Raw genomic sequence first — 26,198 nt, 5'->3', positions numbered from 1 at the left:
CGCGCGCGCCGGAATCGACCTCTGTAGGGTTAGCCGAGTGTGTGGAGCGACCGGTGAGGTGCGTTTAGACGGTCGAGCGCCTGATGTAGCGGCCGTGGCGGCGATGACCGCCGTCATGACGCCGCGCGGCCCGGATGGTGCGGGTGTCTGGTCGCAAGGTCGAGTCGCGCTCGGTCATCGCCGGCTGAAAATCATCGATCTGACCGAAGCCGGCGCGCAGCCAATGGTCGACTCCGACCTCGGCCTGACGGTTGCCTGGAACGGCTGCATCTACAACTACAAGGAATTGCGCAGCGAGCTCCAGGGCTACGGCTACCGATTCTTCTCGACCAGCGACAGCGAGATTCTGCTGAAGGCTTACCACCGCTGGGGCGACGACTTCGTCAGTCACTTCAAGGGCATGTTCGCCTTCGCCATCGTCGAACGTGACAGCGGCCGCGTCTTGCTCGGGCGCGACCGGCTCGGCATCAAACCGCTGTACGTGACCGAAGACAGCCACCGGATCAGGTTCGCGTCGACACTGCCGGCGCTGCTGGCCGGCGGCGGCGTGGACACCCGCGTCGACCGCATCGCCCTGCACCACTACATGACGTTTCACTCCGTGGTGCCTGCACCGGCCACGATTTTGCGCGGTGTGCGCAAGATCCCGCCGGGTTCGCTGCTCGCCATCGAACCCGACGGGCGTCGCGTCGCCACCAGCTACTGGGCGCCGGACTTCACCCGGCACGACGACCGCTCTGACTGGTCCGAACGCGACTGGGAAGACGCCGTGCTGTCCTCGCTGCGAACCGCTGTCGAGCGCCGACTGGTCGCGGACGTGCCCGTCGGCTGTTTGCTCTCCGGTGGCGTCGACTCCAGCCTGATCGTCGGCCTGCTCGCCGAGGCCGGGCAACACGGATTGTCGACGTTCTCCATCGGCTTCGAGTCCGCCGGCGACATAAAGGGCGACGAGTTCCAGTACTCCGACATCATTGCCCAGCGCTTCGAGACCGATCATCATCAGATCCGGATCGGCACCGAGCGGATGCTGCCCGCTCTGGACGGCGCGATTGGGGCGATGAGCGAACCGATGGTCAGCCACGACTGCGTGGCCTTCTATCTGCTCAGCCAAGAAGTCGCCAAGCATGTGAAGGTCGTGCAGTCGGGGCAGGGTGCTGACGAAGTATTTGCCGGCTACCACTGGTATCCGCCGATGGGCACGTCCGCGGCATCCCCCGTCGAAAGCTCGGTTGCTGAATACCGGGCCGCCTTTTTCGATCGCGACGAAGCCGGCCTTTCCGCGCTGCTCGCCGAGGGTTATCTGGCGCCGGGGGATCCCAGCCTGCGTTTCGTCACCGAGCACTTCGCCAATGCCGGTGCCGAAACTGGCATCGACCGCGCACTGCGGCTCGACACGATGGTGATGTTGGTCGACGACCCGGTCAAGCGGGTCGACAACATGACCATGGCCTGGGGGCTCGAGGGCCGGGTGCCGTTCCTCGACCACGAGCTGGTCGAGCTGGCGGCCACCTGCCCGCCGGAGCTGAAAATCGCACACGGCGGCAAAGGTGTGCTCAAAGAGGCTGCGCGACGGGTCATTCCGTCAGAGGTCATCGACCGCCCCAAGGGTTACTTCCCGGTGCCCGCGCTGACCCACCTGCAAGGTCCCTACCTCGACATGGTCCGCGACGCTCTCTTCGCTCCGGTCGCCAAGGAACGGGGGTTGTTCGATACTGGGGCGGTGGACGCGCTACTGGCCGACCCCAACGGTCGGCTGACTCCGCTACGCGGGAATGAACTCTGGCAGATCGCGCTGCTCGAGCTCTGGCTACAACGTCATGGTGTGACCGGGCCGGCAGCATGAGCGTCACCGGTCCTCCCGAGGACCACCCCGAGGCCATCACCCTCGGCCTGCACGACGCGACACCGCCGCATTTGGTGGATGCGATGTCGAAAGACGCCGAGCTCGAGCTAGGTTGGGGCCGTTTGATTTTCGGTCAGACTTTTGCCGACGCGGGGAGGCTGGCCGAAGCACTCCGACGGGAAGCGCCGGGGCGGCGCGACATCTGCATCTATGCCCGCGAATCCCACGTCGTGGTGGCCGGCGCGCCGAGCGAACTCTTCATCGACCCCAGCCACACTTATCGGCTGCGCTTCACCGACGAGTCCGAGGAGGACAAGTCACCCCCGTCACCGGTCGGCGTGACGGTGCGTCCACTGAACGACCCGTCCGACGCGGACTCGATGAATCGCGTCTTCGTCCGCTGCGGAATGGTTCCGGCGCCGGTCAAGGTGATCTGGGACAACCACCTCCACCAGCCCGCGGTCACCTACCTCCTCGCGGTACGCGACGACGACGGTGCAGTAGTGGGCACGGTGACCGGTGTCGACCATGAGTTGCTTTTCTCCGACCCCGAACACGGCTCCAGTTTATGGACGCTCGCTGTTGACCCGGGTGCCGGCATCCCGGGGATAGGCATTGCCCTGACCCGAAAGTTGGCCGCGCACTTCCGTCGTGCGGGCCGCTTCTACATGGATCTGTCGGTGACCCACGACAACGCAGCCGCCATCCGGTTGTACGAGAAGCTGGGTTTCCGGCGCGTCCCGGTGCTGGTGATCAAGCGCAAGAACGCCATCAACGTGCCGCTGTTCAGTGCGCCGCCGGAAACTGTCGACGACCTCAACCCCTACGCGCGAATCATCGCCGATGAGGCGATCCGTCGCGGGATTTGGGTGGAGGTGCTCGATGCCGAGACCGGCGAAATACGCCTCAGCCACGGTGGTCGCACTGTGATCACTCGCGAATCGCTGTCGGAATTCACCTCGGCGGTCGCGATGTGCCGCTGTGACGACAAGAGATTGACGCGCCGTCTGGTCTCCGAGGCCGGGATCCACGTCCCACGTGCCCGTCTGGCGACATTCGACGACGGCGACGTCGAATTCCTGACCGAGGTGGGGGAGGTTGTCGTCAAACCCACTCGCGGAGAACAAGGTAAAGGCATCACCGTCGGCGTGACCGTCGAGCATGGTGCCGCCGAGTTGGCCGCCGCGGTGGCGCGCGCGCGGCAGGAATTCCCCGAGGTGCTGATCGAGCAGCGAGTGAACGGGAATGACCTTCGGCTCGTGGTGATCGACGGCCGGGTCGTCGCCGCCGCGCTGCGACTGCCACCGGAGGTCATCGGTACCGGTGAGCACGGCGTGCGCGATTTGATCGTGGCGGAGAGCCGACGTCGCTCGGCGGCCACCGGCGGTGAGTCGCGAATCCCGATCGACGAGGTCACCGAGGCGACGGTCGGCGAGGCCGGCTGGAAAATGGATGATGTGCTGCCGCAAGGGATGCGGCTGCGCGTTCGCCACACCGCCAACCTGCATCAGGGCGGCACGATCCATGACGTCACGCCTAGCGTGAACCAGGAACTGTGTCGGGTTGCGGTGGCGGCTGCCGAGGCGATCGGAATCCCCGTCACGGGTATCGACCTGCTCGTCCCCGACGTCACCGGGCAGGAATACGCGTTCATCGAAGCCAACGAGCGACCGGGTCTGGCCAACCACGAACCACAGCCCCTCGCAGCGGCTTTCGTCGACTACCTGTTTCCCGGCCAGCCTGGGCAACCGTTCGCTTGGACGCCCGAAGAGTCGCCGCGCAACCCCGATGACTCGGTGGTCAGGTAGGGCCGACGGCTACCACGGCGACGGGAGCCCGGCGCGGATGCGCGCGACCTCTGAACGCGCGAAGCGCACCCGTTCGGTGTCGGCGCCCCGCGCGGCGGCCAACTCGTCGCCGAGCGCGTAGGCGGCATTGAGGATATAGCGCGCGCGTCTGCGTTCTTTGCGGGTGCGGCCGGCTTTGCGATAAGCCTTGCGCGCCTTACGGTTACCGGCCATCGTGTCGAGTTCGACCGGCGTGATGACGCCACGGGCCTGCTCGGGGGCCATGACAGCGCGGACGAAGTCGCGCTCCCTGGTCACGGTCAGCTTGTACACCCGGGCGACGATGATCAGCGCGACGATGATCGTGCCGATCAGCAACCCGATCAGCAGCAGCGCACTCTGGCCGGCGATCGCGGCCACCGAATCCCAGGTCCCGTGCAGCAGCATCGGTATCGCGATTAGCACCAAACCCCGACCGATCCTGCGCGGCTCGGCGGGCCGGCCGAAGAGGTAGACCACTCCGGCGCCGAAGATGGCGCTGTACAGGATGTGCGCTGCCACCCCGGTCAGCATGCGAAGAATGATGGTGCCTACCGATGCGCCAATCTGGTTGGCGCCGAACTGAGTACCGGCCGACGTCATGGCGTAGGTGATGTCTTCGACGATCTGAAATCCCAGACCGATGAACGCACCGAGGATGAACCCGTCGAAAGCGGTTCGGACGTGTCGTTGCGCCAGCGCGATCAGCAGTAACAGCCCTGAACCCTTGGCCAGTTCCTCGGTGAACGGGGCGGCCAGCCCGGCACCCCAGTTCAGCGCCCAGACCTGACCAAAGCTTTTGCCGTACAGGGCCAGGATCGCGTCGTTGGCATTAGCGGCCATCGCCCCGGTGGCGGCGAAGCCACCCCACAGGAACGCGACGACCATCAGTTTGTGCGGGAGTTTGGCGTAGTGGTCGATTCGGTCGGTGAACCACCAAAACAGCGCCGCATAAATGGCGAAGGAGGTCACGGCCAACCCGATGGCTTCCCCGTAGGCGGTGTACTCGCGGGCAAGGGTGGAGAAGAACGTCAGGACACCGATCCCGACCAGGCCCACATAGCCCCAGAACGCGAAGTTGCGCGGCTGATAGAAGACGAAGCGTCTGCCCCAGCCGGAAAGGTCGAGCGCGACGTCGCGCGCGCGATCGAGGTCGGTGAGCGTCGTCGTCATCGCTGCGCCTGCTTGGACTCGTTGATGCTGCCGATCATCCGCAGCACGGCTGCGCTGGGCTCGGGGCCGGCGTCGGTCGGTCCCGTCGCCACCGCTTCGACGCCGCGGCCGTCGAAGACGAACGCGGCGATCAGGCCTGCGGTGTGGGGCCCGGTGACACGCACGGTTGCGCCCTGCTTACCCGCGGCGGTCATGATCGTGGCGGGCGCGCCGGTGATGTGGACGCCCCGACCTTGGTGCAGCGCGTCGGAGGTCGCCTCGATTTGGTCGACCAGTTGATCGGCGTCGCCGTGGAACGGCCCGGTGCGCAACGTGAACTTCAGCGCCCCGTCCTCGACCGTCGCCGAGGAGGGATACTGCCCCGATATCGGGGCGTGGCCAGCGCGCACACCGGAGGTGACGCCCCAACCGGCCTCCGGCACGAACGTCACGTCACCTTCGATCTGCATGACGTCACCGGGCCTGACGATGTCGTGGTAGGGCACCGTCCCGTTGATCACCGGCAAGACCACCGACATCACGAAGACCAATCCGAACACCGCCAGGGTCGGCCGCAGTGTGCGCCGATCCAAACCGAACCGTCGCTCGTCGGCGGGCACCCAGCCCTCGTCGGGTTCGAATCTCGGTGCTGCGGCTAAGGGGGATACTTCGATCATGGTCTCGCTTCCTCGTTGGATCGATGAATTCTGACATCCCGCTGCGAGCACGAACATCGACATGTCGGGAAATATCGCGCGATAAACGCCCAACAACTCGACGGTCGCCGGCGGTTGGAGCAGATGGCGCCGTTCTTCGAATCCGGCGCGTTCCGCCCGCTGCCCATCTCCCGCACCTACTCGCTCCACGACGCGCCCGCGGCATACCGGGCCGTCACGACCACACCATCGGCCGCGTCGCGATCCGGCCCTGACCACCTCACCGCACAGAAAGGCACGGCAGTGTCATCCGACCTGAATGAACACACCATCACCGAAGCAGTCCAGCGGACCTTCGACGACGCGACCGATGATCGCTTTCGCGAGGTGCTCGTGAGCTTGGTGCAGCACCTGCACGATTTCGCCCGCGATGTGCGCCTGACCGGTGAAGAATGGTTCACCGCAATGGATTTCCTGGAGCGGGTCGGCAAGATATCGACCCCGACCCGTCAGGAGGTGATGTTGCTCTCCGACATCCTGGGGTTCAGCATGCTGCTGGACAGGATCAACCAGCACAGCGGGTCGTCGGTCACCTCGTCGGCGTTGCTCGGGTGCGCCATGAGCCCGGTGCCGCGCCGGACGGGACGACAGTCCGCGAACCGTTCGTGACCCTGGACTAAACATCATTCTCGCCGCCGATACCGAATAACCAAGTGAGGAAACCGATGTCACGCATACCGCTGATCGATATCGACCAGCAGAACGACGCCATCCGCGACTTCACCGCCCGGCGGGGTGCGCTCAACGTGTTTCGAGTGCTCGCCAACGCCCCGGACGTCTTCGCCGGGTGGACGCAGCTGGTCGACGAGTTGTTCGACAGCCCCACCTTCACCCTGCGCACCCGGGAAGTGGTCATCCTTAGGGTGGCCCGACTGCAGAACTCTCGCTACGAACTCGGCCAGCACATCGGTATCGCCCGCGCCGCCGGACTGACCGAGGCGCAGATCAGCGCGATCGCCGAGACCGAAGACTTCGACGCGGCGGGCTTGACCGACACCGAATGCGTGCTGCTGGATGTCGTCACCGAACTGTGTGGCACGCACCGACTCAGCGACCGGACGTTCGCCCGTGCGCATGCCGTTCTGGGGGATGAGGCACTGACCGAGTTGCTGCCCATCCCGCCCCGACGGGAGCCGACCTGACAGTGACGAGCAACGTCACATCGTGACGGTCAGCGGCCAGACCTTCCAAATGTCGTCGCAGTATTCGGCGATGGCGCGGTCAGAGGAGAATTTGCCGCTGCGTGCGGTGTTCAAGATCGACTTCTTCGTCCAGCCTTCTCTGTCCTGCCACGCGGCGCTCACCTGCTCCTGGCCGGCCACGTACGACGCGAAGTCGGCACACACCAGGAAGGGGTCGTCGTAGCGCAGGTTGTCCACCAACGGTTTGAACACCTCGGTGTCACCGTGTGAGAACTGGCCGCCGGCAATGAGATCCAAGACGGTGCGGAGCTCCTCGTTGCCATCGATGTAGTCGGCCGGACGGTAACCGTCGGCCTTCACGGTGGCGACCTCGGACTCGGTCAGGCCGAACAGGAAGAAGTTCTCGGCGCCGACCTCGTCGCGCATCTCGACGTTGGCCCCGTCCAGCGTGCCGATGGTGAGGGCACCGTTGATCATGAACTTCATGTTCCCGGTTCCGGATGCTTCCTTGCCGGCGGTGGAGATCTGCTCGGACAGGTCCGCGGCCGGGTAGATCAGCTGTGCGTTCTTCACGCTGAAGTTCGGCACGAACGCGACCTTCAGGAATTTGTTGATCTCCGGGTCGGCGTTGACTGTCTCGCCGACGGCATTGATCAGCTTAATGATCCGCTTGGCCATGAAGTAGCCGGGAGCGGCTTTGCCGCCGAAAATGAACGCGCGCGGCGGGATCGACAGCCCCGGGTTCTGCTTGAGTCGGTGGTACAAGGCGACGATGTGGAGCACGCTGAGATGCTGGCGCTTGTACTCGTGGATGCGCTTGACCTGGATGTCGAACATCCAGTCGGGGTTCAGTTCGATATCGGTCGCGGTACGCACGTATTTGGCCAGCCGAGCCTTGTTGCTGCGCTTGATGTCTCGCCATTGCGCGCGGAACGAGGCGTCGTCGACGAACGGCTCGAGGCCCCGAAGGCGGTCCAGGTCTTTCAGCCAACCTTCACCGATGGTGCGATCCAGGAGTTCCCGCAAGCCGGGGTTGGCCAGCGCGAGGAAGCGCCGCGGCGTCACGCCGTTGGTCTTGTTGCTGAACCGCTCCGGCCACAACTCGTAAAAGTCTTTCAGCACACTCTCTTTCAGCAACTCCGAGTGCAGTGCTGCAACACCGTTGATGGCGTGGCTGCCGACGGTGGCCAGATGCGCCATCCGGACGTTCTTTCCACCGTCCTCGCCGATCAGTGACATGCGGCGAACCCGAGCCTCGTCGCCGGGGAACCTGGCACGTACCTCGTCGAGGAAGCGGCGGTTGATCTCGTAGATGATTTCCAGGTGCCGTGGGAGTGACTCGGCGAACAGCGCCAATGGCCACTTCTCCAGCGCCTCAGGCAACAGGGTGTGGTTGGTGTAGCCGAACGTCGCAACGGTGATTCCCCACGCCTCGTCCCAATCCAGACGGCGTTCGTCGATCAGCAGCCGCATGAGCTCGGCGACGCCGATGGACGGGTGAGTGTCGTTGAGCTGCATGGCGAATCGTTGCGGGAGTTCCCGGACGCCGGCGTCGGCGAGGTCGTCCATGATGTGCAGCACGTGCTGCAGCGAGCAGGACACGAAGAAATACTGCTGCAGCAGACGCAGTCGCTTGCCCGCGTCGGGCTCGTCGTTGGGATACAGCACCTTGGTGACGGTCTCCGAGGTCACCTCGTCTTCGACGGCCTTGTAGTAGTCACCGGTGTTGAACGCCTCGAGCGCGAACGACTCGACGGCCCGCGCGCTCCACAGCGTCAGCACGTTGCAGGTGTTGACGCCGTAACCCTGGATCGGGGTGTCGTAGGCGACGCCTTTCAGGAGGCGTCCTGGGACCCACCGCACGCGGTCTTCGCCATTGTCGCCGGTGTAATGCTCGGCGTAGCCGCCCCACTTCACCAGGTAGTTCACGTCGGGTTTGGCGATCTCCCAAGCGTTTCCGTTGACCAGCCAGTTGTCGGTCTTCTCGACCTGCCAGCCGTCGCGGATCTCCTGGTTGAAGATGCCGAATTCGTACCGGATGCCGTAGCCGATCGCCGGACGCTCCAGGGTGGCCAGCGAGTCCAGGTAGCAGGCGGCGAGCCGGCCGAGGCCGCCGTTGCCCAGTCCCGGTTCGGCCTCGCACGCCAGAATCTCGTCGAGATCCTGACCCATCGCCGCGAGCGCTGTCTTGGCCGCCTGCTCCAGGTGCAGGTTCAAAAGGTTGTTGCCGAGTTGCGGACCCATCAAGAATTCAGCCGACAGATAGCAGGTGACCTTGCGGCCGAGATCGAGTGACGTTTGCGTCGACGCCACCCGGCGATCCTGCATGCGGTCACGGACGGCCAGCGCCAGTGCCCGGTAGTAGTGCTCGGGCCGCAAGGCGGCGGCCGGACGGCCGATCGAATAGCGCAGGTGGTCGGTGATCGCGCGCTGCAGCGCGTGGGCGCCCATGCCGGTACGCGAGTGCTCGGAAAGGTCGGCTCGCACGCCACCGGAGCCCGATTTTGCATCAGCGGATGTCTGGTCGACGTGGGTCATCGTGAGTCCTGTTCCCTCGATCGGCGCGACACGCACCGAAGCGGGTTCCGGGCGCGCAGGTTGTCGCAGGAGGACATTGTGGCAGCGACGTCTGCACAACAGGCACGTAATTGACGTCCGATTCGTTAACGACAGCTCACAGGCTCGCGACGGCGAGCTGTCCGGCCGACGGCGAAGGCTTGGCGCTACATCTTGATCGCGGGTATCAGCCGCTCGAGGTTCCAGAGCTGATCGCGCCGAGCCGACAGGCACGACACCAGCATGGCGCCCGCCCAGATGCCGACCAGCACCACGATCGCCAACCAGAGTCGGCCGTCGATGCCGCCGAGGATGAGCTGTCGAAGCCCGTTGACCCCGTAGGTCATCGGGTCGAAGCGGTGCAGCACCTGGAACGGCTTCGAGGTGGTTTCCACCGGATACATGCCGCCGGCACTGACCAGTTGCAGCATGAGCAGCGCCATGATCAGCACCCGGCCCACCGCCGGGCCGACCAGCGCGTTGATCGCCTGCGTCGCGGCGACGAACGCGAACGAGATCAGGACCATGAAGCCGAGCATCGAGGCCGGGTGCACCGCGTGCATGCCGAGGCCGAAACGCACCACGCAGTAGAGGATCACCGCCTGGAACATCCCGATGACGGCAGCGGGAAGGTAGCTGGACATCGCCACCCGGATCGGCAGTACCTCCGCGGCAATCGCGCGACTCTGCAAGGGCCGCAGGATCATCCACAACACCAATGCGCCAAAGAAAAGCGCCAGCGTCAGGAAGAAGGGTGCCATGCCGGTGCCGAAGTTGGGCGCGGCATTCTCGTGGGAGGTCTCGAGCTGAACCGGACCGCCGATGGTGTCGGCGACGGCATCCTTCTGCTGGGTGGTCCAGTCGGGCACCTGGTTGGCGCCGTCGGTGAGTTTGGTGGCCAGCTCGGCCGACCCGGACTTGAGCTGCCGTGCGCCGTCGTCGAGTTTGGCTATGCCGTCGGCCAATTGGGCGTTTCCGGATGCGACTTGCTGCGCTCCGTCGCGCAGTTGGGTGAGCTTGCCCGTCAGGTCCTGCCCTTTGCTACCCACTTGATCAAGGGCCGATCCCAGCGGGCTGCCCGGTGAGCGCAACCCCGATGTCATGTTGATCGCGGCGTTGCGGGCGTCGGTGAGGCGCTGCCGGATCTCTGGTGTGAATTGATGCTGGCGGAGCTGATCCTGCGCGCCGCGCAACGTGTTCGCCAGCGGATCCTGTCTGGCGGCGAGTTGGTCGATGACCGTGGACAACGCGTTGGCCGCGGCGTCCTGCGCGGTGGCGATTCCGCCGATCTGGTCGTTCGCCTGCTGTAGAGCGTTGGCGCCTTGTTGAAGTTGGTCGGTGTTGCCCCCGATGACGGACAGCGCCTTGCTCACCGCCAGCAGCGGCTCGGTGGCGGAGTTGATTCCGTCGGAGAGTTGCCGCGCGCCGGTGGCCAGCGTGGCCGAGCCGGACCGGGCGGTGTCCAGACCGATCGCCAGCTGGTCCGCGCCGTCAGCGAGCCGGGCGGCCCCATCGGCGGCTTGTTTGATGCCCGACCCGGACGAAACCACCACGGACAGCATCTGATTGACCGCCTGCCCGGAAATCCGCGAGGAGACCGCGTTGAGCACCTGGTCGATCGCGGTGCGACCGATGCTCGTCGAGATGTAGTTGTTGGCGTCGTTGTAGACCGCGATCAGGTTGGCCTTTTTCGGTTGCCCGGTCACCGGTGACGCGATGGCCTCGCTGAAATCCGGGGGCAGCTCGACCATGAAGTAGTACTTGCCGTGCGTGACGCCGTTGAGCGCCTCCTCGGGGCTGACCACGTGCCAATCCAGGCTGTGGTCAGCGGTCAGGCTTTTGGCGATCTCGGTGCCCGCGTTGAACGGCTGGCTCGATACAACAGCGCCGCGGTCGGAGTTGACCAGTGCCACAGGCAGTTTGTTCACATGGCCGAACGGGTCCCAGAACGCCCACAGGTACAGAGCCCCGTAGACCAGCGGCAGCAGCATCAGCACGACGATCGCCACCCGCGTCATTCGGCTGCGGCCGAAGCGTTTAATTTCCGAGCCGAAGGCAAGTCCAGCAAGCATCGTCAGTCCCCTTCGGTCTGGCTGCGTTGATCGTGAAGTTCGTGGTCCGGCGCTTGTGCGCCGAGTGGGTTGGTCACGCCGACGACGACGGTGCGCTTAGCCGCGAGCGCACCCAACCGGTCCACCGCGATCGCGCGGCGCGCGTTGTCGCGTACCTGCTCGAGATCGCCGACGACGAGGATCGGACGGTTCGACATCGTTGCCAGCGAGATCCGGAGCAAAAACAATTCGAGGTCGGACAATTCGACGATGTAGGTGTCGGTGGGCGGCGGGGGAGTCTCGCCGAATACCTCGGCCAGAGTGGACTTGCCGGCTTCGTGTGGGATATGCGCGTACCAGGGCGCCAGCCAGCGTCGCTGTTCGGCGAGCACCGTCTGCACGGTCACCGATTCCTCCAGCTCGTCGATGTCGGGGAAGGCCGCGATAGCGCAGTGCCGGCGAATCGCCCGTGGCGTCGTATCGCCGAGCACCGTCAGCGTGCCGTGGGACGGCTTGAAGCGACCGGCCAGCGTCAAGAGCAACGCGGTCTGACCTGGCCCGCCGGGCATCTGAATGGCGTGAAAGCCTTGGGGGAGCGCCAAGTCGATGGCGGAGAACAGCGGCTCGTGCTCGCCATCCACGCCCAACCCGGTCGCGGTGATCACCGCCGCGGCTTCCGTGCCATCCTGCATGTTCACTGGTGCTTCTCATCGCTTTGCGCCGCAACAGATTCCAGCAGGGAGGTGATCAATTGCGCGAGGAGGTCGGGGTCGATTGTTCCCGGGCGCAGTACTTCTTCCATCGCAATACCCAAGTTCATCGTGACGACGAGTTGAGCGAGGTCGGCCAGCGGGCGGCCGGATGCCACGGCGGCCACCGAGTCGACGAAGTTCTCGGCCTGCTCAGCGGCGGCGGCATGACGACGCGCGATCAGGCGCTCGCGCAATTCCGGGTCGCGCACGGCACGCAGCCAGTACTCGACAAAAAGGACGTAATAGTCGGCGTGGTCGTGAACGGAGTCGAGCACCGAGTGACTCAACGTCTGCGCGGTCGCGGCGGGATCGCCGCCGCTTTCCAGCGCGGTGGCGATCTGTTCGCCGCGAATCTCGAACTCGCGGTCCAGCAGAGCCAGGAACAATTCGTCCTTGGTGTCGAAATTCGAGTAGACCGCGCCTTTGGTGAATCCCGCGGCATGACCGATCGCATCGATGGTCGCGCCGGCGAACCCCTCAGCGGCGAAAACTTTCGAGGCTGCTTCCAATATCCGGTCCCGGACCTCGCCTCGGGTGGGGCGGGTGCGGGGCCGCTTGACAGGCGACATGAAACGAAAGCATACTCCTCAGTATCGACTGGATACCAATAAGTATCGAAGGGCGGGCTCTTGATGGCGGATTTTGAACTGGTCATCCGTGGCGGGACGGTGTTCGACGGGACCGGCGCACCGCCGATCACCGCCGACGTCGGTGTCCGCGACGGGAAGGTCGCCGCGGTCGCACCGGGCCTGCCGGAGGGTGCCCGCACCGTGGATGCCCGTGGTCAGTGGGTGGTGCCCGGGCTCATCGACGTGCATACGCATTACGACGCGGAAGTTCTGCTCAGCCCCGGGCTCGGCGAGTCGGTGCGGCACGGCACGACCTCGGTCGTTCTCGGCAACTGCTCGCTGTCGACGGTCTACAGCGACGCCGACGACTGCGCCGACATGTTCGCGCGGGTGGAGGCACTGCCGTGGCAAATCGTTCGCGACTCGGTCAAAGAAGCCAAAACCGTGGACCGGCCCAGCCGAATACGCGAAGACGCTCGATTCGCTGCCGCTCGGGGCGAACGTGGCCGCGTTCATCGGCCACTCCGACATCCGGGCCGCGGTGTTGGGTCTGGGTCAGTCCGTCGATGGCGATTACCGGCCGACCCGTGCTGAGATCGATCGGATGAAGCAGATGCTCTCCGATGCCCTCGACGCCGGCTTCGTCGGGCTGTCCACATTGCGCAGCTCCTTCTCCAAACTCGAAGGTACCCGTTTCCCGGCCCGACAGCTGCCCTCGACCTACGCCAAATGGTCGGAATTCCATGCTCTGAATACCGTTCTGCGGCAACGCGGACGCGTGCACCAGAGCACCCCGGACCTGGCGCGGCAAGCCGAAGTGTCGCGCTACCTCGCGCAAAGCATCGGTCGCGGGTTCCGGCGTCCCCTGAAGACCACCCTGATCGCGGCGGCCGACGTCAAGGCCGACCGGCGGGCAGCACGATTGACGTTGCTGGCCGCCAGTCTCACCAACCGGGCCGGTGGCGACTTTCGCTGGCAGCACTTGCCGGTTCCGTTCGAAATGTACGCCGATGGTGTCGATCTGGTCGTGTTCGAGGAATTCGGTTCCGGCTCAGCCGCACTGAACTTCCGCGACGAGATGAGCCGCGGAAAGCTGCTCGCCGACGAGTCATATCGCCGGCAGTTCCGCAAGGACATGACCAAGCAATTCGGCCCACGGGTGTGGAGCCGCGACCTGTCCGACGCCGAAATCGTCGCCTGCCCCGACGGTTCCGTGGTCGGACGTTCTTTTGCCGACGTCGCCGCGAGCCGCGGAATCGAGCCCACCGACGCGTTGCTCGACCTGGCCGTCGAGCACGGCGCCGGGCTGCGCTGGCGAACCGTCGTCGCCAACGATCGCGATGAGGTGCTGGATCGCATGCAACGGTCGCCCAATGTGCAGATCGGATTCTCCGATTCTGGGGCGCACCTGCGCAATATGGCGTTCTACAACTCCGGGCTGCGCATGCTCGAACGTGTCCACCAGCGCCGGTCGATGCCCGTCGGAACCGCGGTCCGCCGCCTCACCGGCGAGCTCGCGGACTGGTACGGCCTTGACGCGGGCTACCTGCATGAGGGCAAGCGGGCCGACATCGCCGTCATCGACCCGGCTGGTTTCGACGGCTCGAGCGCTGCTTATGCCGAGGCTCCCTATCCCGGGCCGCCCGGTGTCAAGCGGATGGTCAATCGCAACGACGATCTTGTCAGCGCGACGGTCGTCGGTGGTCAGGTCGTCTACGAAAAAGGCGACTTCGCGCCAGGTTTCGGTACCGGTCTGCACGCAGGACGGTTCCTGCAGGCGGGAAACCGCTAGCAGCGCTGGGCGTCGATTCCTCGGCAGTAGCTATTTCCACCCGCAAAAGCTACACAGTCGACGTCGACAATCCCGACCGCTGACGTTCAATGCACGACATCGCGGTCGGTCGTGGTCAGGTCACCGACGCGGTGTAGATCTCGTCGATGTTCGCCTTGAGCTTGGCGTCGAATTCCTCGTCGGTCTGATCGACGGTGAGGCCCTCGGTCAGGGCCCGCGAGAAGCTCGCGATCAGTTGGTGATTGCGAGCCAGGATCTCGGCGCTCTGCGCCAAGGTGTAGCCGCCGGACAAAGCCACCACACGCAGCACCCGCGGATGGTTGATCAGCGGTTCATAGAGGTCTGCCTCGTCCGGCAGGGTCAGCTTGAGCATCACCTGCCGGTCGACGGGCAGATCCTCGAGCCTCTCTGACAAGGCCGTCACCAGCAGCCGATCAGCCGTGGGCTTGTCCGGGCTTTTGATGCTGACTTCGGGCTCGAGGATCGGTATCAGTCCGTACCGGGCGATCCGCGCGGCGCAGTCGAACTGCTGCTGGACAACCGCCTGGATCCCGCCGTCGTTGGGTTCCTGAATGAACGAGCGCATCTTGGTGCCGAAGATGCCGCGCTCGACGGCGCGATCGAGCAGACTGTCGAGCTTCGTCATCGGCTTCATCAGCTGGACGCCGTACTGCGCGTCGGCGAGGCCCTGATCAACCTTGACGAACGGCACAATGTGTTTCTGCTTCCACAGGAAGGCCACGGTGTTCTCGCCGTTGATGGTGCGATCGATCGTCTGCTCGAACAGGATGGTCGCCAAGATCTTTTCGCGGTTGAAGCTGGGACTCTCGATCAGCCGCGCGCGGGCCTGATGAATGAGGTCGAACATCTGAGTCTCGTTGCCGTACGCCCGCTCGGGAATGCCGTACAGCGCCAGTGCTTTGGGGGTGCTGCCACCGCTTTGATCCAGCGCGGCGATGAAACCACGCCCAGACCCCATCTCGTTGAGTTGCTCCTCGTTCACTGCCGTCCCTCCGCCGTCGCGCTCTCGACACGTTGCGTCCAGCATCGCGCAACGTCAACCTCGCGGCTACCACTTCCGATGAGCCGGCAAACCACCCGCATCCTTTGGCAGGGCCGATCGTTACGGTGGGCGGAGATGGGGAGGGGAACCGATGGGCCAACGCGACCTGGACACGACCGAAAGTCTCCTGCAGGAACTGCTGTGGACGTACGGTCCCTGCGGTCAGGAGGACGCGGTGCGCAACGTGTGCGCACGCGAGCTACAACCTCTTGTCGACGACACGTGGACCGACGACGCCGGCAACCTGATCGGATACATCGCCGCCGCGGGGAACGCGTCGCCGTCGACCGATCACCGGCACCGGACGAGTCCGATTGCCGATGGCGCCGCGACGCGGGTGATGGCACACATGGACGAACTCTCCATGCTGGTCAAGCGGGTCGAACCGGACGGAACCCTGCACTTGACGCAACTCGGAGTGATGTATCCGGGCAATTTCGGGCTGGGCCCGGTCGCCGTGCTCGGCGATCACCAGGTGCTGACTGCCGTGCTCACTCTCGGCTCGGAACACACCACCCAGGAGAGTCCGCGGATCTGGGAGACCAAACCCGACCAAGGTGACCGCGCGCTGGATTGGCAACACGTCTATGTCTTCACCGGGCGCAGCCCGGAAGAGCTGGCCGCGGCGGGCGTGCACGCCGGAACACGGGTGTGCGTCGACCGAAGCAAACGAGACCTGGTCGAGTTCGGTGAGTACGTCGGCGCCTACTTTCTCGATGACCGCGCCGCGGTCACGGCGCTACTGCGCGCCGCGCGACTGTTGCACGAGGGGCAACGACCCGCGCAAGACGCGTACCTGATCTTCACCACCAACGAGGAGATCGGCGGTGTCGGCGGTTCGTATGCAAGCGCCACTCTGCCCGGCACCCTGACCATCGCGTTGGACGTCGGGCCTACCGAGCGCGAGTATGCGACCACAGTCACCGGTGGCCCGATCGTGGGATACAGCGACGCGTTGTGCGTCTACGACAAGGACATCGCCGATCGACTGATGGCGGTCGCCACCGGCCGCGGGCTCTCGCCGCAGGCGGCGACGCTGGGTGCCTTCATGTCCGATGCCTCGCATTCCAAAGCCAGCGGGCTGACGCCACGCGCGGGATTGCTGTGCCTGCCGACCCTGAGTACCCATGGCTTCGAAGTGATTCCGCGCGCCGCCATCGACGACATGGCCGGCATCGTGGTCGATTTCTTACTGGACGGCTAGCGAGCCGTTGCTGCCGCGAGAGTGCAACTACCAACACGCCTACTCGGGAAACGCCTCGGTACTTGCACTTTCGCGGTGTCTAGTGGGCCCGAAGGCTTGCCAGTAGCGCGCTCAGTCCGTATTCGAACACCGCGTCGTAGTCGGTGGGGGACTGCAGTGCTCGCACGAGATCCCGGTCCGGCCAGTCGTCGTCCCAGAGGGAGGGATCCTCTTCCTCGTGCTTGGCCCCACGAACCGCCGAGAACTGCATCACCGCCGACGATATGACGTGCACCTGAACCGCTCGCAGAACCAGCGCGGCGTCGGTGCCGGTCACGCTCACGTCCGCGAGCAGGGCGGCCAGCTTCTGCTGGATCGGCAGGAACAGCGTCGGCGTTCGGTCGCGTTCGTGGGCGATGGCCAGCAGGTGTTGACGATCGATCAACACCTTGCGCTGCGAACGGGCCAGGGACGCAATGCGTTCTGTCGGGCTGCCGCCGTCGATCGGCAGGTGCGCCATCTCGCTGAGCAGTCGGTCGACCAGGCTGTCGAACAGTTTGTCGCGTCCGCCGATATGCCAATAGATGGACGTGACCGCGACACCGAGCTCCTCGGCGAGGCCGCGCATGGTGAACGCCGCTACGCCTTGGCGTTCGATCAGGTCGGCGGCGGCGTCCAGGATCGTCGCCGCGTCAAGCGCTGCCGGCATCCGGTTCACCTCCTGTGACGCGTTGCGACTCAGGAAGGTCCAGATAGCGGTCCAGGTTGCGGTGCATGTTGATCAGGCGCCGTTCTTCCGCCGACAGCGTCAGGTGGCTGAGCCCGGGCTGATGCAGACCGCGCTGAAGCCCGGCCAGCACCGAAATGTCCTGCGTGAGAACCAGGCCCGGTTCGGCCTGGTCAGCGGTCAACCGGACATCGGCGGGTATGCCGCGCGCAGCGTCGGGCGCCATGCGCATCCACAGCATCATCACCAACTCGCCGTGGTCGGGATCGGGGCCCGGACGAGAACACAGCACCGTCAGATGGTCGGCATTGGCCAGCACCGTCAGATTCGGAAAAACGTTGTACTGGTGCAGTCGCATCAGCTGATCGGTGCTGGCCCAAGCCAGATCGACGCCGCGTCCGGCAGCGAAAGCTCTTATTTGCTTTGCGATTACGTCGATAACCGGGTGCCCACCCGGGAACGGGGTGCCTTCCGCGACACCCATCAGCGCGCCCTGGGTGCACACGTAGGCGTCCCACACCTCGGCGTCGCTCAGCGACCGCTTGAGATGGGGGCTCGCCAGCCCGTACAGCTGCTCGGACTTGCCGGTGTGCCCCCAGATCACCTGTGGCGCGTAGACGTCATCCATGCACCTGTGCAACTCAGGGTGCAGGGTCTGGATGTGGTAGGTCTCGCTGAATCCGTCGGCAATCGTCTTCCAGTTCGCGTCGACGTCAACGGTCATCGTTGCGTAGCAACGAAAGTCGCTGAGACCCAGCCAGGCGATGTCGTCGGGCACCGCTTCGAGGTAGTCGGTCAGCGGCGGCGCGCCGAGGTCGAGATTGACAAAGACCAGCCGCTCCCAGGTGTCGACGCGGACCGCGAACAGCGGGAATTGGGCCATGGCAAGCGTGCCGAAGCCTTTGCGGTTGGGGACTCGTTTGAGCGTGCCGGACAGATTCCATGTCCAGCCGTGATAGCCGCAGCGCAGCTCGTGTAAGTCCGAGCCCGAGCCGGCGCACAGCGAGTTGCCGCGGTGGCGGCACACGTTCTGAAAGGCGCGCAGCGTGCCGTCGTCGTCGCGGACGATGATGACCGAGTAAGGCTGGCAACGGTATTCGAAGTAGTCGCCGGGCTCTGCGACATGGTCGAGGCTACACGCGACCTGCCACACCCTGGGCCACATGCGCTCGACTTCGAGCTGTGCGAACGCCGCGGAGTAGTACCGCTCCGCGGGCACCAGGGTCGGCCGCTGCGGCGGTGTGCCAATCGCGTCCTCGCGCCGGACGTCAGTCGTTGCGTACGTCATCTGAAGTACTCCCGAAGCCTCTGTAACGGTGTTACATTCCTTTATCGGAGTCACTGTAGCCAACCGGCAGCGCAGCCAAGGGAGTAATCGTGTTCGATCTCAAAATCACCGGTGGCACCGTCGTCGATGGAACCGGCGCGGACCGATACGACGCCGACATCGCCGTCAAAGACGGCAAGATCGTTGAGATTCGCCGCCGCGGGCCAGGTAGCCCACCGCTGGAAGGCGACGCCGCCGAGACCATCGACGCAACCGGAAAAATCGTCGCGCCCGGATTCGTCGACATCCACACCCATTACGACGGCCAGGTCAGCTGGGATGCCCTGCTGGAACCGTCCAGCGGACACGGCGTGACCACCGTCGTGACCGGCAACTGCGGTGTCGGATTCGCCCCGGTGCGGCCGGGTCAAGAGGACTGGCTGATCGGCCTGATGGAAGGCGTCGAGGACATCCCCGGCGCCGCGCTCACCGAGGGCATTTCGTGGGGCTGGGAAAGCTACCCCGAATACCTCGACGTGATCGGGAGGCAGGAATACGCCGTCGACGTCGGGAGCCAGGTGGCGCACGGCGCCGTCCGCGCGTACGCGATGGGGGAGCGCGGCGCCCGCAACGAGCCCGCCGCACCGGACGACATCGCGGCGATGGCGCGGCTGGTGCAAGAGGCGATCGAGGCTGGGGCACTGGGCTTTTCGACGTCGCGCACAATCGGCCACCGTGCGATCGACGGCGAACCGGTACCGGGGACCTATGCCGCGGAAGATGAGCTGTTCGGCCTCGGCCGGGCGATGGCCGCCGGTGGTCAGGCGGTGTTCGAGCTGGCTCCGCAGGGTGTGGCGGGCGAAGACATCATCGCGCCCAAAAAAGAGCTGGAGTGGATGCGGCGGTTGGGCGCTGACATCGACCGCCCGATCTCGTTCGGCATGATCCAGGTCGACGCCGCCCCGGACCTCTGGCGCGAGCAGCTGGACGTCTCAGCGGCGGCACATGCCGCCGGCAGCCGGCTGCACCCGCAGATCGCTGCACGGCCGTTCGGCATGTTGTTCGGCTTCGACGGGCATCACGCGTTCACCCATCGCCCGACCTTCCTCCGGCTGAAGGCCGAATGCGACCGCGAGGAGCTTGCGCGGCGCCTCGCCGAGCCCGCCGTCAAGGCTGCAATCCTCAACGACGAGGATCTTCCGCCCGATCCGAATCTGTTGTTCGACAACATGTTCGCCCTCGCGCAGTACGCGCTGGGCCGCACCTACTCGCTCGGCGATCCGCCCGACTACGAGCCGACCGACGAACGCACCGTGGAGAAGATCGCGGCCGAGCATGGCGAGGACCCGTTGTCGACGCTGTATGACTTGATGCTCGAGCACGACGCGACGTCGATGCTGATGCTGCCGTTCTACAACTACGCCCACGGCAACCACGATGCGATACGCGAGATGCTGACTCATCCCGCGGGCGTGGTCGGGCTATCCGACGGCGGCGCGCACTGCGGGATGATCTGCGATGCGTCGTTCCCGACGTTCTTGCTCACGCACTGGGCGCGCGACCGGCATCGCGGCGACAAGCTGCCGCTGGAGTACGTCATCCGCAAGCAGTCCTACGACACCGCGCAGCTGTTCGGGCTGTCCGACCGTGGTGTGATCGAAATCGGGAAACGCGCCGACGTCAACATCATCGACATGGATGCGATCACGTTGCATCGGCCGCAAATGGCCTACGACCTGCCGGCTGGTGGCAAGCGGTTGATCCAGGGAGCTTCCGGCTACGACGCCACGATCGTCAATGGCGTGGCGACGCGCCGGCACGGCGCCGACACCGGCGCGCGGCCCGGGCGGTTGGTCCGCGGCGCGCGCTGACTAATTAGGCGCCGAGGGCGTGGTCGATCAGCACCGCGGCGGCCTTTTTGGCACGAGCCCACGGCTCCGGGTCGTTCAGTGAGGTCGACAGTGCACCGGCGCCTTCGTACAAGACGGCGAGTTGGTTGCCGAGTTGCCGCGGATCCGCGGCGCCGGCCTGGTCGGCCAGTGCGGTAAGCCAATCGGCGAAGCCGACTTTGGCTGCCCGCACGATGTCCTGAACTCCGGGCATAGACCCCGCCGACTCGACGGCGGCGTTATGGAACGGACAGCCGCGACCGGTCTCGCCTGAAGCGGCGCTGCTGTCGAACGCGGCAAGCATCCGCTGGCGCGGTGTCAGGTCGTCGCGGGGATTGATCACGGTGTCGGCAATGCGCTGCTCCATGCCGCGCAGGTATTCCGCAACCACCGCCGCCTTGCTTGGGAAATGCTGGTACAGCGTCCTTTTGGAGACGGATGACTCGGCAGCAAGCCGCTCGACACCGGTGGCGTTGATGCCGTCGCGGTAGAACAACTCTGCGGCCGCGTCCAGGATGCGCTGGCGCGCACCGCGGCCCCCCTTCTGCGTCGCGGACTGCTTGTTCATATCAGGAGTATACCGAACGGTTTACATCGTCCGTCACCTGTTGTACCGTGGCGCCGGTAGAGGTACACCGATCGGTTTACTAGGAGCAAACATGACTCAGCGTCCGCCCGTGGTTCTGATCACCGGCACTTCGTCGGGAATCGGACGGGCCATCGCCAGCGTTTTCGCGGCGAAGGGCTTCGAAGTGTTCGGCACCAGCCGCAACCCGCAACGCAACGAGCCGATCGCCGGCGTGGAACTGCTGCCGCTCGACGTCAGTGACCAGCCCTCGGTCGCCGCTGCGGTGTCGACGGTCATCCAGCGCGCGGGACGCATCGACGTGCTGGTGAACAACGCCGGGGTGGGCGTCTTCGGCGCTGCCGAGGAGAGTTCGATCGCTCAGGCGAAGCAACTTTTCGACACCAACTTCTTCGGGATGATCCGGGTGACCAATGAGGTCTTGCCGCATCTGCGGGCGCAACGCAGCGGCCGGATCATCAACATCGGCTCGGTGCTGGGGTTCCTGCCGGCGCCGTACGGCGCCTTGTAAGCGGCCTCGAAGCACGCCGTCGAGGGGTATTCGGAGTCGCTGGATCACGAAACCCGTGAGTTCGGTGTCAGGGTGTCCGTGGTCGAGCCCGGCTACACCGACACCGCGTTCGACGCCAACGCCGCCGACCCGGACTCACCGATCCAGAGCTATGCGGTCCTGCGCGAACACGTCAAAGAGGGTCTGATCGAAGCGGTGCGTGCCGGCGACGACCCGTCGGTGGTGGCAAAGGTGGTGCTGAAGGCGGCGACCAGTCGCAGCCCGAAGCGGCGCTATCCGGCTGGGCCATTGGCTCGTCGACTGACCGTGCTGAAAAGGTTCGCACCAGCAGGGGTGTTGGACAAGGGGATTCGTAAGGCGAACCATCTCACCAAACCGCCGAAGTCGGATCAGGTGCCGTTGAGCGTCAGCTAGCCGCCGAGAAGCTATGGCTGTTAACCATTTTCGCTATACTTTGCCATATCGGCGGACTAAGTCGTTCTCCCCGAACACGTTTGCGTAATCCAGGCCTTTATCGTCGCGGCCGAAAAACGTCCACCTGCGTGGAGCCGAGTGTGGAACGCTGACCATTTTGACGGTGTAGCGCAGGGTGGTTTCGCGCAAAGTGCCGATGATGTCACCGACGCGGATCTGCGACGGGTGAATTTCAGCTGCGTCACACCAGTTTTGTACGGTCACTGCGTCTCCCCGATTGTTTCTACCACTGTACGCGCAAACGGCTATTTGGTTGACCGCTACCTCATGCCGAGGTTACAAACCACTGCGCGTGGCGTACTCTGGACAGAGAGCCGTTTCGTTGTCAGCGGTGATGCAACGTGATACGCGCGGATCGCATTCACGGGCAACGGAATTCCTCCGCCGTCCTGCATCGGCAGGGGCGACGCCAGCCGTGAAGGAATTCCGTTGAACAGCAGTTTTTCCGCTTCGTATCGCTTAGCCGTAGTATGAGCGACTGGCGGTCGGCGAATCCTGTCCGGCTTTCGGTTGCCAACCGGTTGGGTGGCGACATCGACGGAGCATGGTGGCCTCGGGTCGATCGCATGACCATCGAGCTACCGGGCCTGGTCGCCGCACTGACCCCGATGCTGGGCGACATCACGTCCATCAACGTCAATTGGCCCCACCTGCAACGGCCACCGGACTTCAACTGGCCGGGTTGGGAACACAAACCGCAGCACATCATCACGCTCAACGGCGTGGAGGGGCGGGTCAACTTGTTGATCATCGCTTACACCACCTACAGCGCCCTGGCGCTGATGGTGCTGCGCCGGGCGGCCGGCCTGTCCATCGTTCCCGCCGACCGCGACAAACCTGCGTTCATCACCGCGGGATCGATCCTGCAGGCCGCTGTGAAGCAGCGCGCCGTCAGTCTGGAAGCTCAGGTGCCGCAGAAGGTTCGGTAGCCGCCGAAGTCTTCCGGCGCGGGGCTGGCATAGCGGTCCAGACCCGCCCGCTCGTCGTACGGAGCACTGACCGCCGCGAGTAGCTCCTGAAACGGATTCAGATCTCCGGCGGTAGCCGCGGTCAACGCGTCTTCGACGAGGTGGTTGCGCGGGATGTACACCGGATTGCTTCGGTTCATGGTTGCCGCATCCGGACCAAGCGTGCGCCAGCGCGCGATCCACTCGTCGATACCGGCCAGGTTGATGAACAATCCGCGCGCCGGTTCGGCGTGACCGCGCGCTGCGTGACTCAGAGCGCGGAAGAACGAGGTGTAGTCGACGTGGCTCTCTTTGAGCAGGGCGAGCAGCTCCTCGGCCACCGGCGTGATGGTCGCGGCTTCGACGTCCTCGGGTAGGCCGAGCTTGGCGCGCATCCCGTCGGTCCAGGTCGCGTCGTACTGGACGCGGAAGACGTCGAACGCCTTCTGCGCGAGGGCGACGCCTTCGTCGACCGTGTCGGCCAGCAACGGCAGCAGCGCTTCGGCGAACCGGGCGAGGTTCCAGCCTGCGACGACGGGCTGGTTTTCGTAGGCGTAGCGGCCCCACTGGTCGATCGAGCTGAACACCGTGTCGGGGTCGTAGGCCTCCATGAAGGCGCAGGGGCCGTAGTCGATCGTCTCGCCGGAGATCGTCATGTTGTCGGTGTTCATCACACCGTGCACAAAGCCGATCAGCATCCAATGCGCCACCAGCGACGCCTGCACCGCGGCCACTGCCTCGAACAGTGCGAGATAGGGATTGTCGAGCATGGCGGCACCGGGGTAGTGGCGGGCGATCGCGTGGTCGGCCAGGCGCCGCACCAGGTCGAGATTGCGGGTCGCAGCGGCGTATTGGAAGCTGCCCACCCGCAGGTGGCTGGCGGCGACGCGGGTCAGTACAGCGCCCGGCAGCGCCGTCTCACGCTGCACCATCCGGCCCGTCGACACTACGGCCAGGGATCGGGTGGTGGGGACGCCCAACGCGTGCATCGCCTCGCTGATGATGTACTCGCGCAGCATCGGCCCCACCGCTGCCAAGCCGTCGCCGCCGCGAGCGAACGGGGTCGCACCCGAACCCTTGAGGTGGATGTCGCGGAGCCGGCCGTCGGCGTTGGCGAGCTCGCCCAGCAACAGTGCGCGTCCGTCGCCCAGTTGCGGGACGTAGCCGCCGAACTGGTGACCCGCGTACGCCTGGGCGACCGGCGCGGCGCCGTCGGGCACGTTGTTGCCAACCAGAAAGCGCAGCCCGTCCGGGCCCTGCAGCCAGGCGGGGTCGAGGCCCAGGTCGACAGCAAGGGGTGTGTTGAACGCCAGCAGCCGCGGGGCGGGGAAACTCTGCGCTTGCCAACTGATGACCATCTCGGGCAGATCGCGCGCGAAGCGGTCCTGCAGAGCAACGGTGATATCCGGGGCGACGCTCATCCGCCCAGCCTACGGGCGGCACCGGCGGTCACCAGCGTGACTACCATCGACCAGGCAACCTGCCGAGATTGGAGCTGTCACCGGAATGCTGGAGCCGCACGAGGTTGACCGCCTCTTTCCCGCCGATCTGCCTGAGCCGGGCGAGTGGGAGCAGCGCTATCCGCCTCGCGATCTACCCTCCGACGCGCAGGTGACCCGGCTGGCCCCGTCGCCGACTGGCTTCATTCACCTCGGCGGCATCTACACGGCGATGATCGACGAGTCGGTCGCACACCAGAGCGGTGGCCGGTACTTCGTGCGGATCGAAGACACCGACCAGTCGCGGGAAGTAGCCGGCGCCTACGAGCAGTTCGATCGTGCCTTCGCCTACTTTCGAGTCGTTTCCGACGAGGGGGTGGGTAGGGGTGAGTACGGCCCATACCGCCAGTCGGAGCGGGCGACGATCTACCTCAGCTACGCCCGCGAGATGCTGCGCTGCGGGAAGGCCTACCTGTGCTTCGCCACTTCCGAGGAGCTTGCCGAGGCCCGCACCCGCCAGCAACAACTGAAGCGACCGACCGGTTACTACGGCGAATGGGCGATCTGGCGCGACGCCGACGGCGCGGCTGTGCGGGAGCAGTTGGAGAAGGCAACGCCGTACGTGCTGCGTTTCCGCTCGCCCGGCCGCACCGGCGGGCGGGCCTCCTTCACCGACGCGATCCGCGGCGAACTGTCCATGGAGGACAACTACAACGACGTGGTCATTCTCAAGTCCTCGGCGGCGGTGCAACTGCCGACCTACCACTTCGCCCATGCTGTCGATGACCACCTGATGCGGTGCAACCTGGTGATCCGTGGCGAGGAGTGGCTGTCGTCGACGGCCTTGCATCTTCAACTGTTCGGGGCGCTGGGTTTCGAGCCGCCCACCTACGCGCACATCGCGCTGCTGATGAAGCAGATCCCCGGCGGCAAGCGGAAGTTGTCCAAACGTAAAGACCCCGAAGCCGACGTCGACTTCTACATCAGCTCCGGCTATCCCGCCGACGCCGTGCTCTATTACCTACGCGGCCTGGCCAACGGCCGGCTGGCGGAAACTCCGCTGCCCGAGGCTCTTGCCGCGCCGATATCGCTGGCCGAATGTGGCGGCGCCGGCCCGTTGGTGGATCTGGTAAAACTGGAAGACATCAGTGCCGATCACATCGCAACGCTGAGCGGACCGGAGATCTACGCGGCGGTGACGGCCTGGGCGGCGGAGTTCGATCCCGAGTTGCAGCGCGTCATCGAAGCCCATCCGGAGCAGACGCTGGCCGCCTTGGCGGTCGAGCGCGACGGCGTCGACAACCCGCGCAAGGATCTCCGCAAATGGTCCGATTTTCGCCCGGCGTACGGATTCTTCTTCGCCGATCTGTTCACGCCGGTGGCTGTCGACGAGGCCCAACTGGGCGGGCTGCCGGCCGATCTGGTGCGCTCCTTCGCGGGTGACTTCGTTGCGTCCTACCAGGATCTCGACGACCCGGTGCAGTGGTTCCAGCAGATCCGGGATCTGGCCAACAAGTTCGGCTTTGCGGGAAACGCCAAGGAATACAAGAAGAACCCCGACGCCTACCCGGGCTCGATCCGGGAGGCGTCGCAGTTGATCCGGGTCGGCTTGACCGGTTCGACGAAGAGTCCGGACCTGTTCCAGATCGCGCGCGCTTTGGGCCGCGACGAGGTGATCCGGCGGATCAGCTGCCTCACCGCCTGACGCGCGTT

20 protein-coding genes and 2 pseudogenes are annotated in these 26,198 nt (G+C 65.2%); 10 read left to right on the top strand and 12 right to left on the bottom strand.

From position 1 onward, the window contains the following. Positions 1-37: 37 nt before the first annotated feature. Positions 38-1,843, top strand: a complete 1,806-nt coding sequence (locus ACQY5A_RS18615) for an N-acetylglutaminylglutamine amidotransferase (protein WP_428341816.1) — start codon at positions 38-40, stop codon at positions 1,841-1,843. Continuing rightward, on the top strand, positions 1,840-3,651 hold the full coding sequence (ngg, locus tag ACQY5A_RS18610) for an N-acetylglutaminylglutamine synthetase (RefSeq protein ID WP_428341815.1): 1,812 nt from the start codon (positions 1,840-1,842) through the stop codon (positions 3,649-3,651). The genes ACQY5A_RS18615 and ngg overlap by 4 nt, the downstream gene beginning before the upstream one ends. A gap of 9 nt (positions 3,652-3,660) precedes the next feature. On the opposite strand, the gene ACQY5A_RS18605 is transcribed toward ngg, so the two are convergent. Together ACQY5A_RS18605 and ACQY5A_RS18600 are read right to left on the bottom strand one after the other, a co-directional pair. Beyond that, complete coding sequence (locus tag ACQY5A_RS18605) at positions 3,661-4,842, bottom strand: PrsW family intramembrane metalloprotease (RefSeq protein ID WP_428341814.1); 1,182 nt, start codon at positions 4,840-4,842, stop codon at positions 3,661-3,663. Then, positions 4,839-5,498: a hypothetical protein gene (locus tag ACQY5A_RS18600; protein ID WP_428341813.1), complete on the bottom strand. Its 660-nt coding sequence runs from the start codon at positions 5,496-5,498 to the stop codon at positions 4,839-4,841. Before ACQY5A_RS18600 ends, ACQY5A_RS18605 begins: the two co-directional genes overlap by 4 nt. 123 nt (positions 5,499-5,621) lie before the next feature. Between ACQY5A_RS18600 and ACQY5A_RS18595 the strand changes: the two genes are divergently transcribed. Together ACQY5A_RS18595 and ACQY5A_RS18590 are read left to right on the top strand one after the other, a co-directional pair. Next, entirely contained in the window at positions 5,622-6,146 is a 525-nt protein-coding gene (locus ACQY5A_RS18595; RefSeq protein WP_428341812.1) for a dioxygenase, read from the top strand. Between the two features lie 56 nt (positions 6,147-6,202). Then, positions 6,203-6,679: a carboxymuconolactone decarboxylase family protein gene (locus tag ACQY5A_RS18590; protein ID WP_428341811.1), complete on the top strand. Its 477-nt coding sequence runs from the start codon at positions 6,203-6,205 to the stop codon at positions 6,677-6,679. A gap of 15 nt (positions 6,680-6,694) precedes the next feature. On the opposite strand, the gene ACQY5A_RS18585 is transcribed toward ACQY5A_RS18590, so the two are convergent. From ACQY5A_RS18585 to ACQY5A_RS18570, 4 genes are all read right to left on the bottom strand, one after another. Continuing rightward, a complete protein-coding gene (locus tag ACQY5A_RS18585; RefSeq protein WP_428343230.1) occupies positions 6,695-9,130 on the bottom strand; it encodes a glycogen/starch/alpha-glucan phosphorylase in 2,436 nt (811 codons plus the stop codon). A gap of 272 nt (positions 9,131-9,402) precedes the next feature. Continuing rightward, on the bottom strand, positions 9,403-11,307 hold the full coding sequence (locus ACQY5A_RS18580) for a YhgE/Pip family protein (RefSeq protein ID WP_428341810.1): 1,905 nt from the start codon (positions 11,305-11,307) through the stop codon (positions 9,403-9,405). A 2-nt stretch (positions 11,308-11,309) separates the two neighbouring features. Further along, positions 11,310-11,978 (bottom strand): hypothetical protein, encoded by a 669-nt coding sequence (locus tag ACQY5A_RS18575; protein WP_428343229.1) that lies wholly within the window; start codon positions 11,976-11,978, stop codon positions 11,310-11,312. Between the two features lie 2 nt (positions 11,979-11,980). Continuing rightward, the gene (locus ACQY5A_RS18570; protein WP_428341809.1) at positions 11,981-12,607 is read right to left on the bottom strand and encodes a TetR/AcrR family transcriptional regulator; all 627 of its coding nucleotides are present in this window, start codon (positions 12,605-12,607) and stop codon (positions 11,981-11,983) included. A gap of 63 nt (positions 12,608-12,670) precedes the next feature. Here ACQY5A_RS18570 and ACQY5A_RS18565 point away from each other — a divergent pair. Next, a pseudogene (locus tag ACQY5A_RS18565) lies at positions 12,671-14,399 on the top strand (N-acyl-D-amino-acid deacylase family protein). A gap of 115 nt (positions 14,400-14,514) precedes the next feature. Here ACQY5A_RS18565 and ACQY5A_RS18560 read toward each other — a convergent pair. Next, positions 14,515-15,447: a fructose bisphosphate aldolase gene (locus ACQY5A_RS18560; protein WP_428341808.1), complete on the bottom strand. Its 933-nt coding sequence runs from the start codon at positions 15,445-15,447 to the stop codon at positions 14,515-14,517. Between the two features lie 106 nt (positions 15,448-15,553). Here ACQY5A_RS18560 and ACQY5A_RS18555 point away from each other — a divergent pair, with 106 nt between their 5' ends. Continuing rightward, positions 15,554-16,666, top strand: coding sequence for a peptidase M42 (locus ACQY5A_RS18555; RefSeq protein ID WP_428341807.1), 1,113 nt, complete (start codon positions 15,554-15,556; stop codon positions 16,664-16,666). 79 nt (positions 16,667-16,745) lie between these two features. Here the strand turns inward: ACQY5A_RS18555 and ACQY5A_RS18550 are convergent, their stop codons facing one another. Both ACQY5A_RS18550 and ACQY5A_RS18545 read right to left on the bottom strand, forming a co-directional pair. Next, positions 16,746-17,354: a TetR/AcrR family transcriptional regulator gene (locus ACQY5A_RS18550; RefSeq protein WP_428341806.1), complete on the bottom strand. Its 609-nt coding sequence runs from the start codon at positions 17,352-17,354 to the stop codon at positions 16,746-16,748. After that, on the bottom strand, positions 17,338-18,660 hold the full coding sequence (locus tag ACQY5A_RS18545; RefSeq protein WP_428341805.1) for an aromatic ring-hydroxylating oxygenase subunit alpha: 1,323 nt from the start codon (positions 18,658-18,660) through the stop codon (positions 17,338-17,340). The genes ACQY5A_RS18550 and ACQY5A_RS18545 overlap by 17 nt, the downstream gene beginning before the upstream one ends. Positions 18,661-18,749: 89 nt before the next feature. Here ACQY5A_RS18545 and ACQY5A_RS18540 point away from each other — a divergent pair, with 89 nt between their 5' ends. Next, a complete protein-coding gene (locus ACQY5A_RS18540; RefSeq protein ID WP_428341804.1) occupies positions 18,750-20,510 on the top strand; it encodes an N-acyl-D-amino-acid deacylase family protein in 1,761 nt (586 codons plus the stop codon). Positions 20,511-20,514: 4 nt separating this feature from the next. Here ACQY5A_RS18540 and ACQY5A_RS18535 read toward each other — a convergent pair whose 3' ends face one another. After that, complete coding sequence (locus ACQY5A_RS18535) at positions 20,515-21,096, bottom strand: TetR/AcrR family transcriptional regulator (protein WP_428341803.1); 582 nt, start codon at positions 21,094-21,096, stop codon at positions 20,515-20,517. A gap of 91 nt (positions 21,097-21,187) precedes the next feature. Between ACQY5A_RS18535 and ACQY5A_RS18530 the strand changes: the two are divergent. After that, positions 21,188-22,039: pseudogene (locus tag ACQY5A_RS18530) on the top strand (oxidoreductase). 33 nt (positions 22,040-22,072) lie between these two features. Here ACQY5A_RS18530 and ACQY5A_RS18525 read toward each other — a convergent pair. Beyond that, positions 22,073-22,303 (bottom strand): hypothetical protein, encoded by a 231-nt coding sequence (locus ACQY5A_RS18525; protein ID WP_428341802.1) that lies wholly within the window; start codon positions 22,301-22,303, stop codon positions 22,073-22,075. Between the two features lie 266 nt (positions 22,304-22,569). Between ACQY5A_RS18525 and ACQY5A_RS18520 the strand changes: the two genes are divergently transcribed. After that, positions 22,570-23,028, top strand: a complete 459-nt coding sequence (locus ACQY5A_RS18520) for a DUF5994 family protein (protein WP_428341801.1) — start codon at positions 22,570-22,572, stop codon at positions 23,026-23,028. Here ACQY5A_RS18520 and ACQY5A_RS18515 read toward each other — a convergent pair. Next, on the bottom strand, positions 23,004-24,467 hold the full coding sequence (locus tag ACQY5A_RS18515) for a protein adenylyltransferase SelO (RefSeq protein WP_428341800.1): 1,464 nt from the start codon (positions 24,465-24,467) through the stop codon (positions 23,004-23,006). The two genes, ACQY5A_RS18520 and ACQY5A_RS18515, sit on opposite strands and share 25 nt — an antisense overlap. A gap of 85 nt (positions 24,468-24,552) precedes the next feature. Here ACQY5A_RS18515 and ACQY5A_RS18510 point away from each other — a divergent pair, with 85 nt between their 5' ends. Next, positions 24,553-26,190 (top strand): glutamate--tRNA ligase, encoded by a 1,638-nt coding sequence (locus ACQY5A_RS18510; protein ID WP_428341799.1) that lies wholly within the window; start codon positions 24,553-24,555, stop codon positions 26,188-26,190. The last annotated feature ends 8 nt before the right edge of the window (positions 26,191-26,198 follow it).

The sequence above is a fragment of the Mycobacterium sp. genome (assembly GCF_965277065.1).
In the GTDB taxonomy this organism is placed as follows: Bacteria; Actinomycetota; Actinomycetes; order Mycobacteriales; family Mycobacteriaceae; genus Mycobacterium.
Note: the sequence above shows the minus strand (reverse complement) of the source record. Positions and strands in the feature narration are given on the sequence as shown.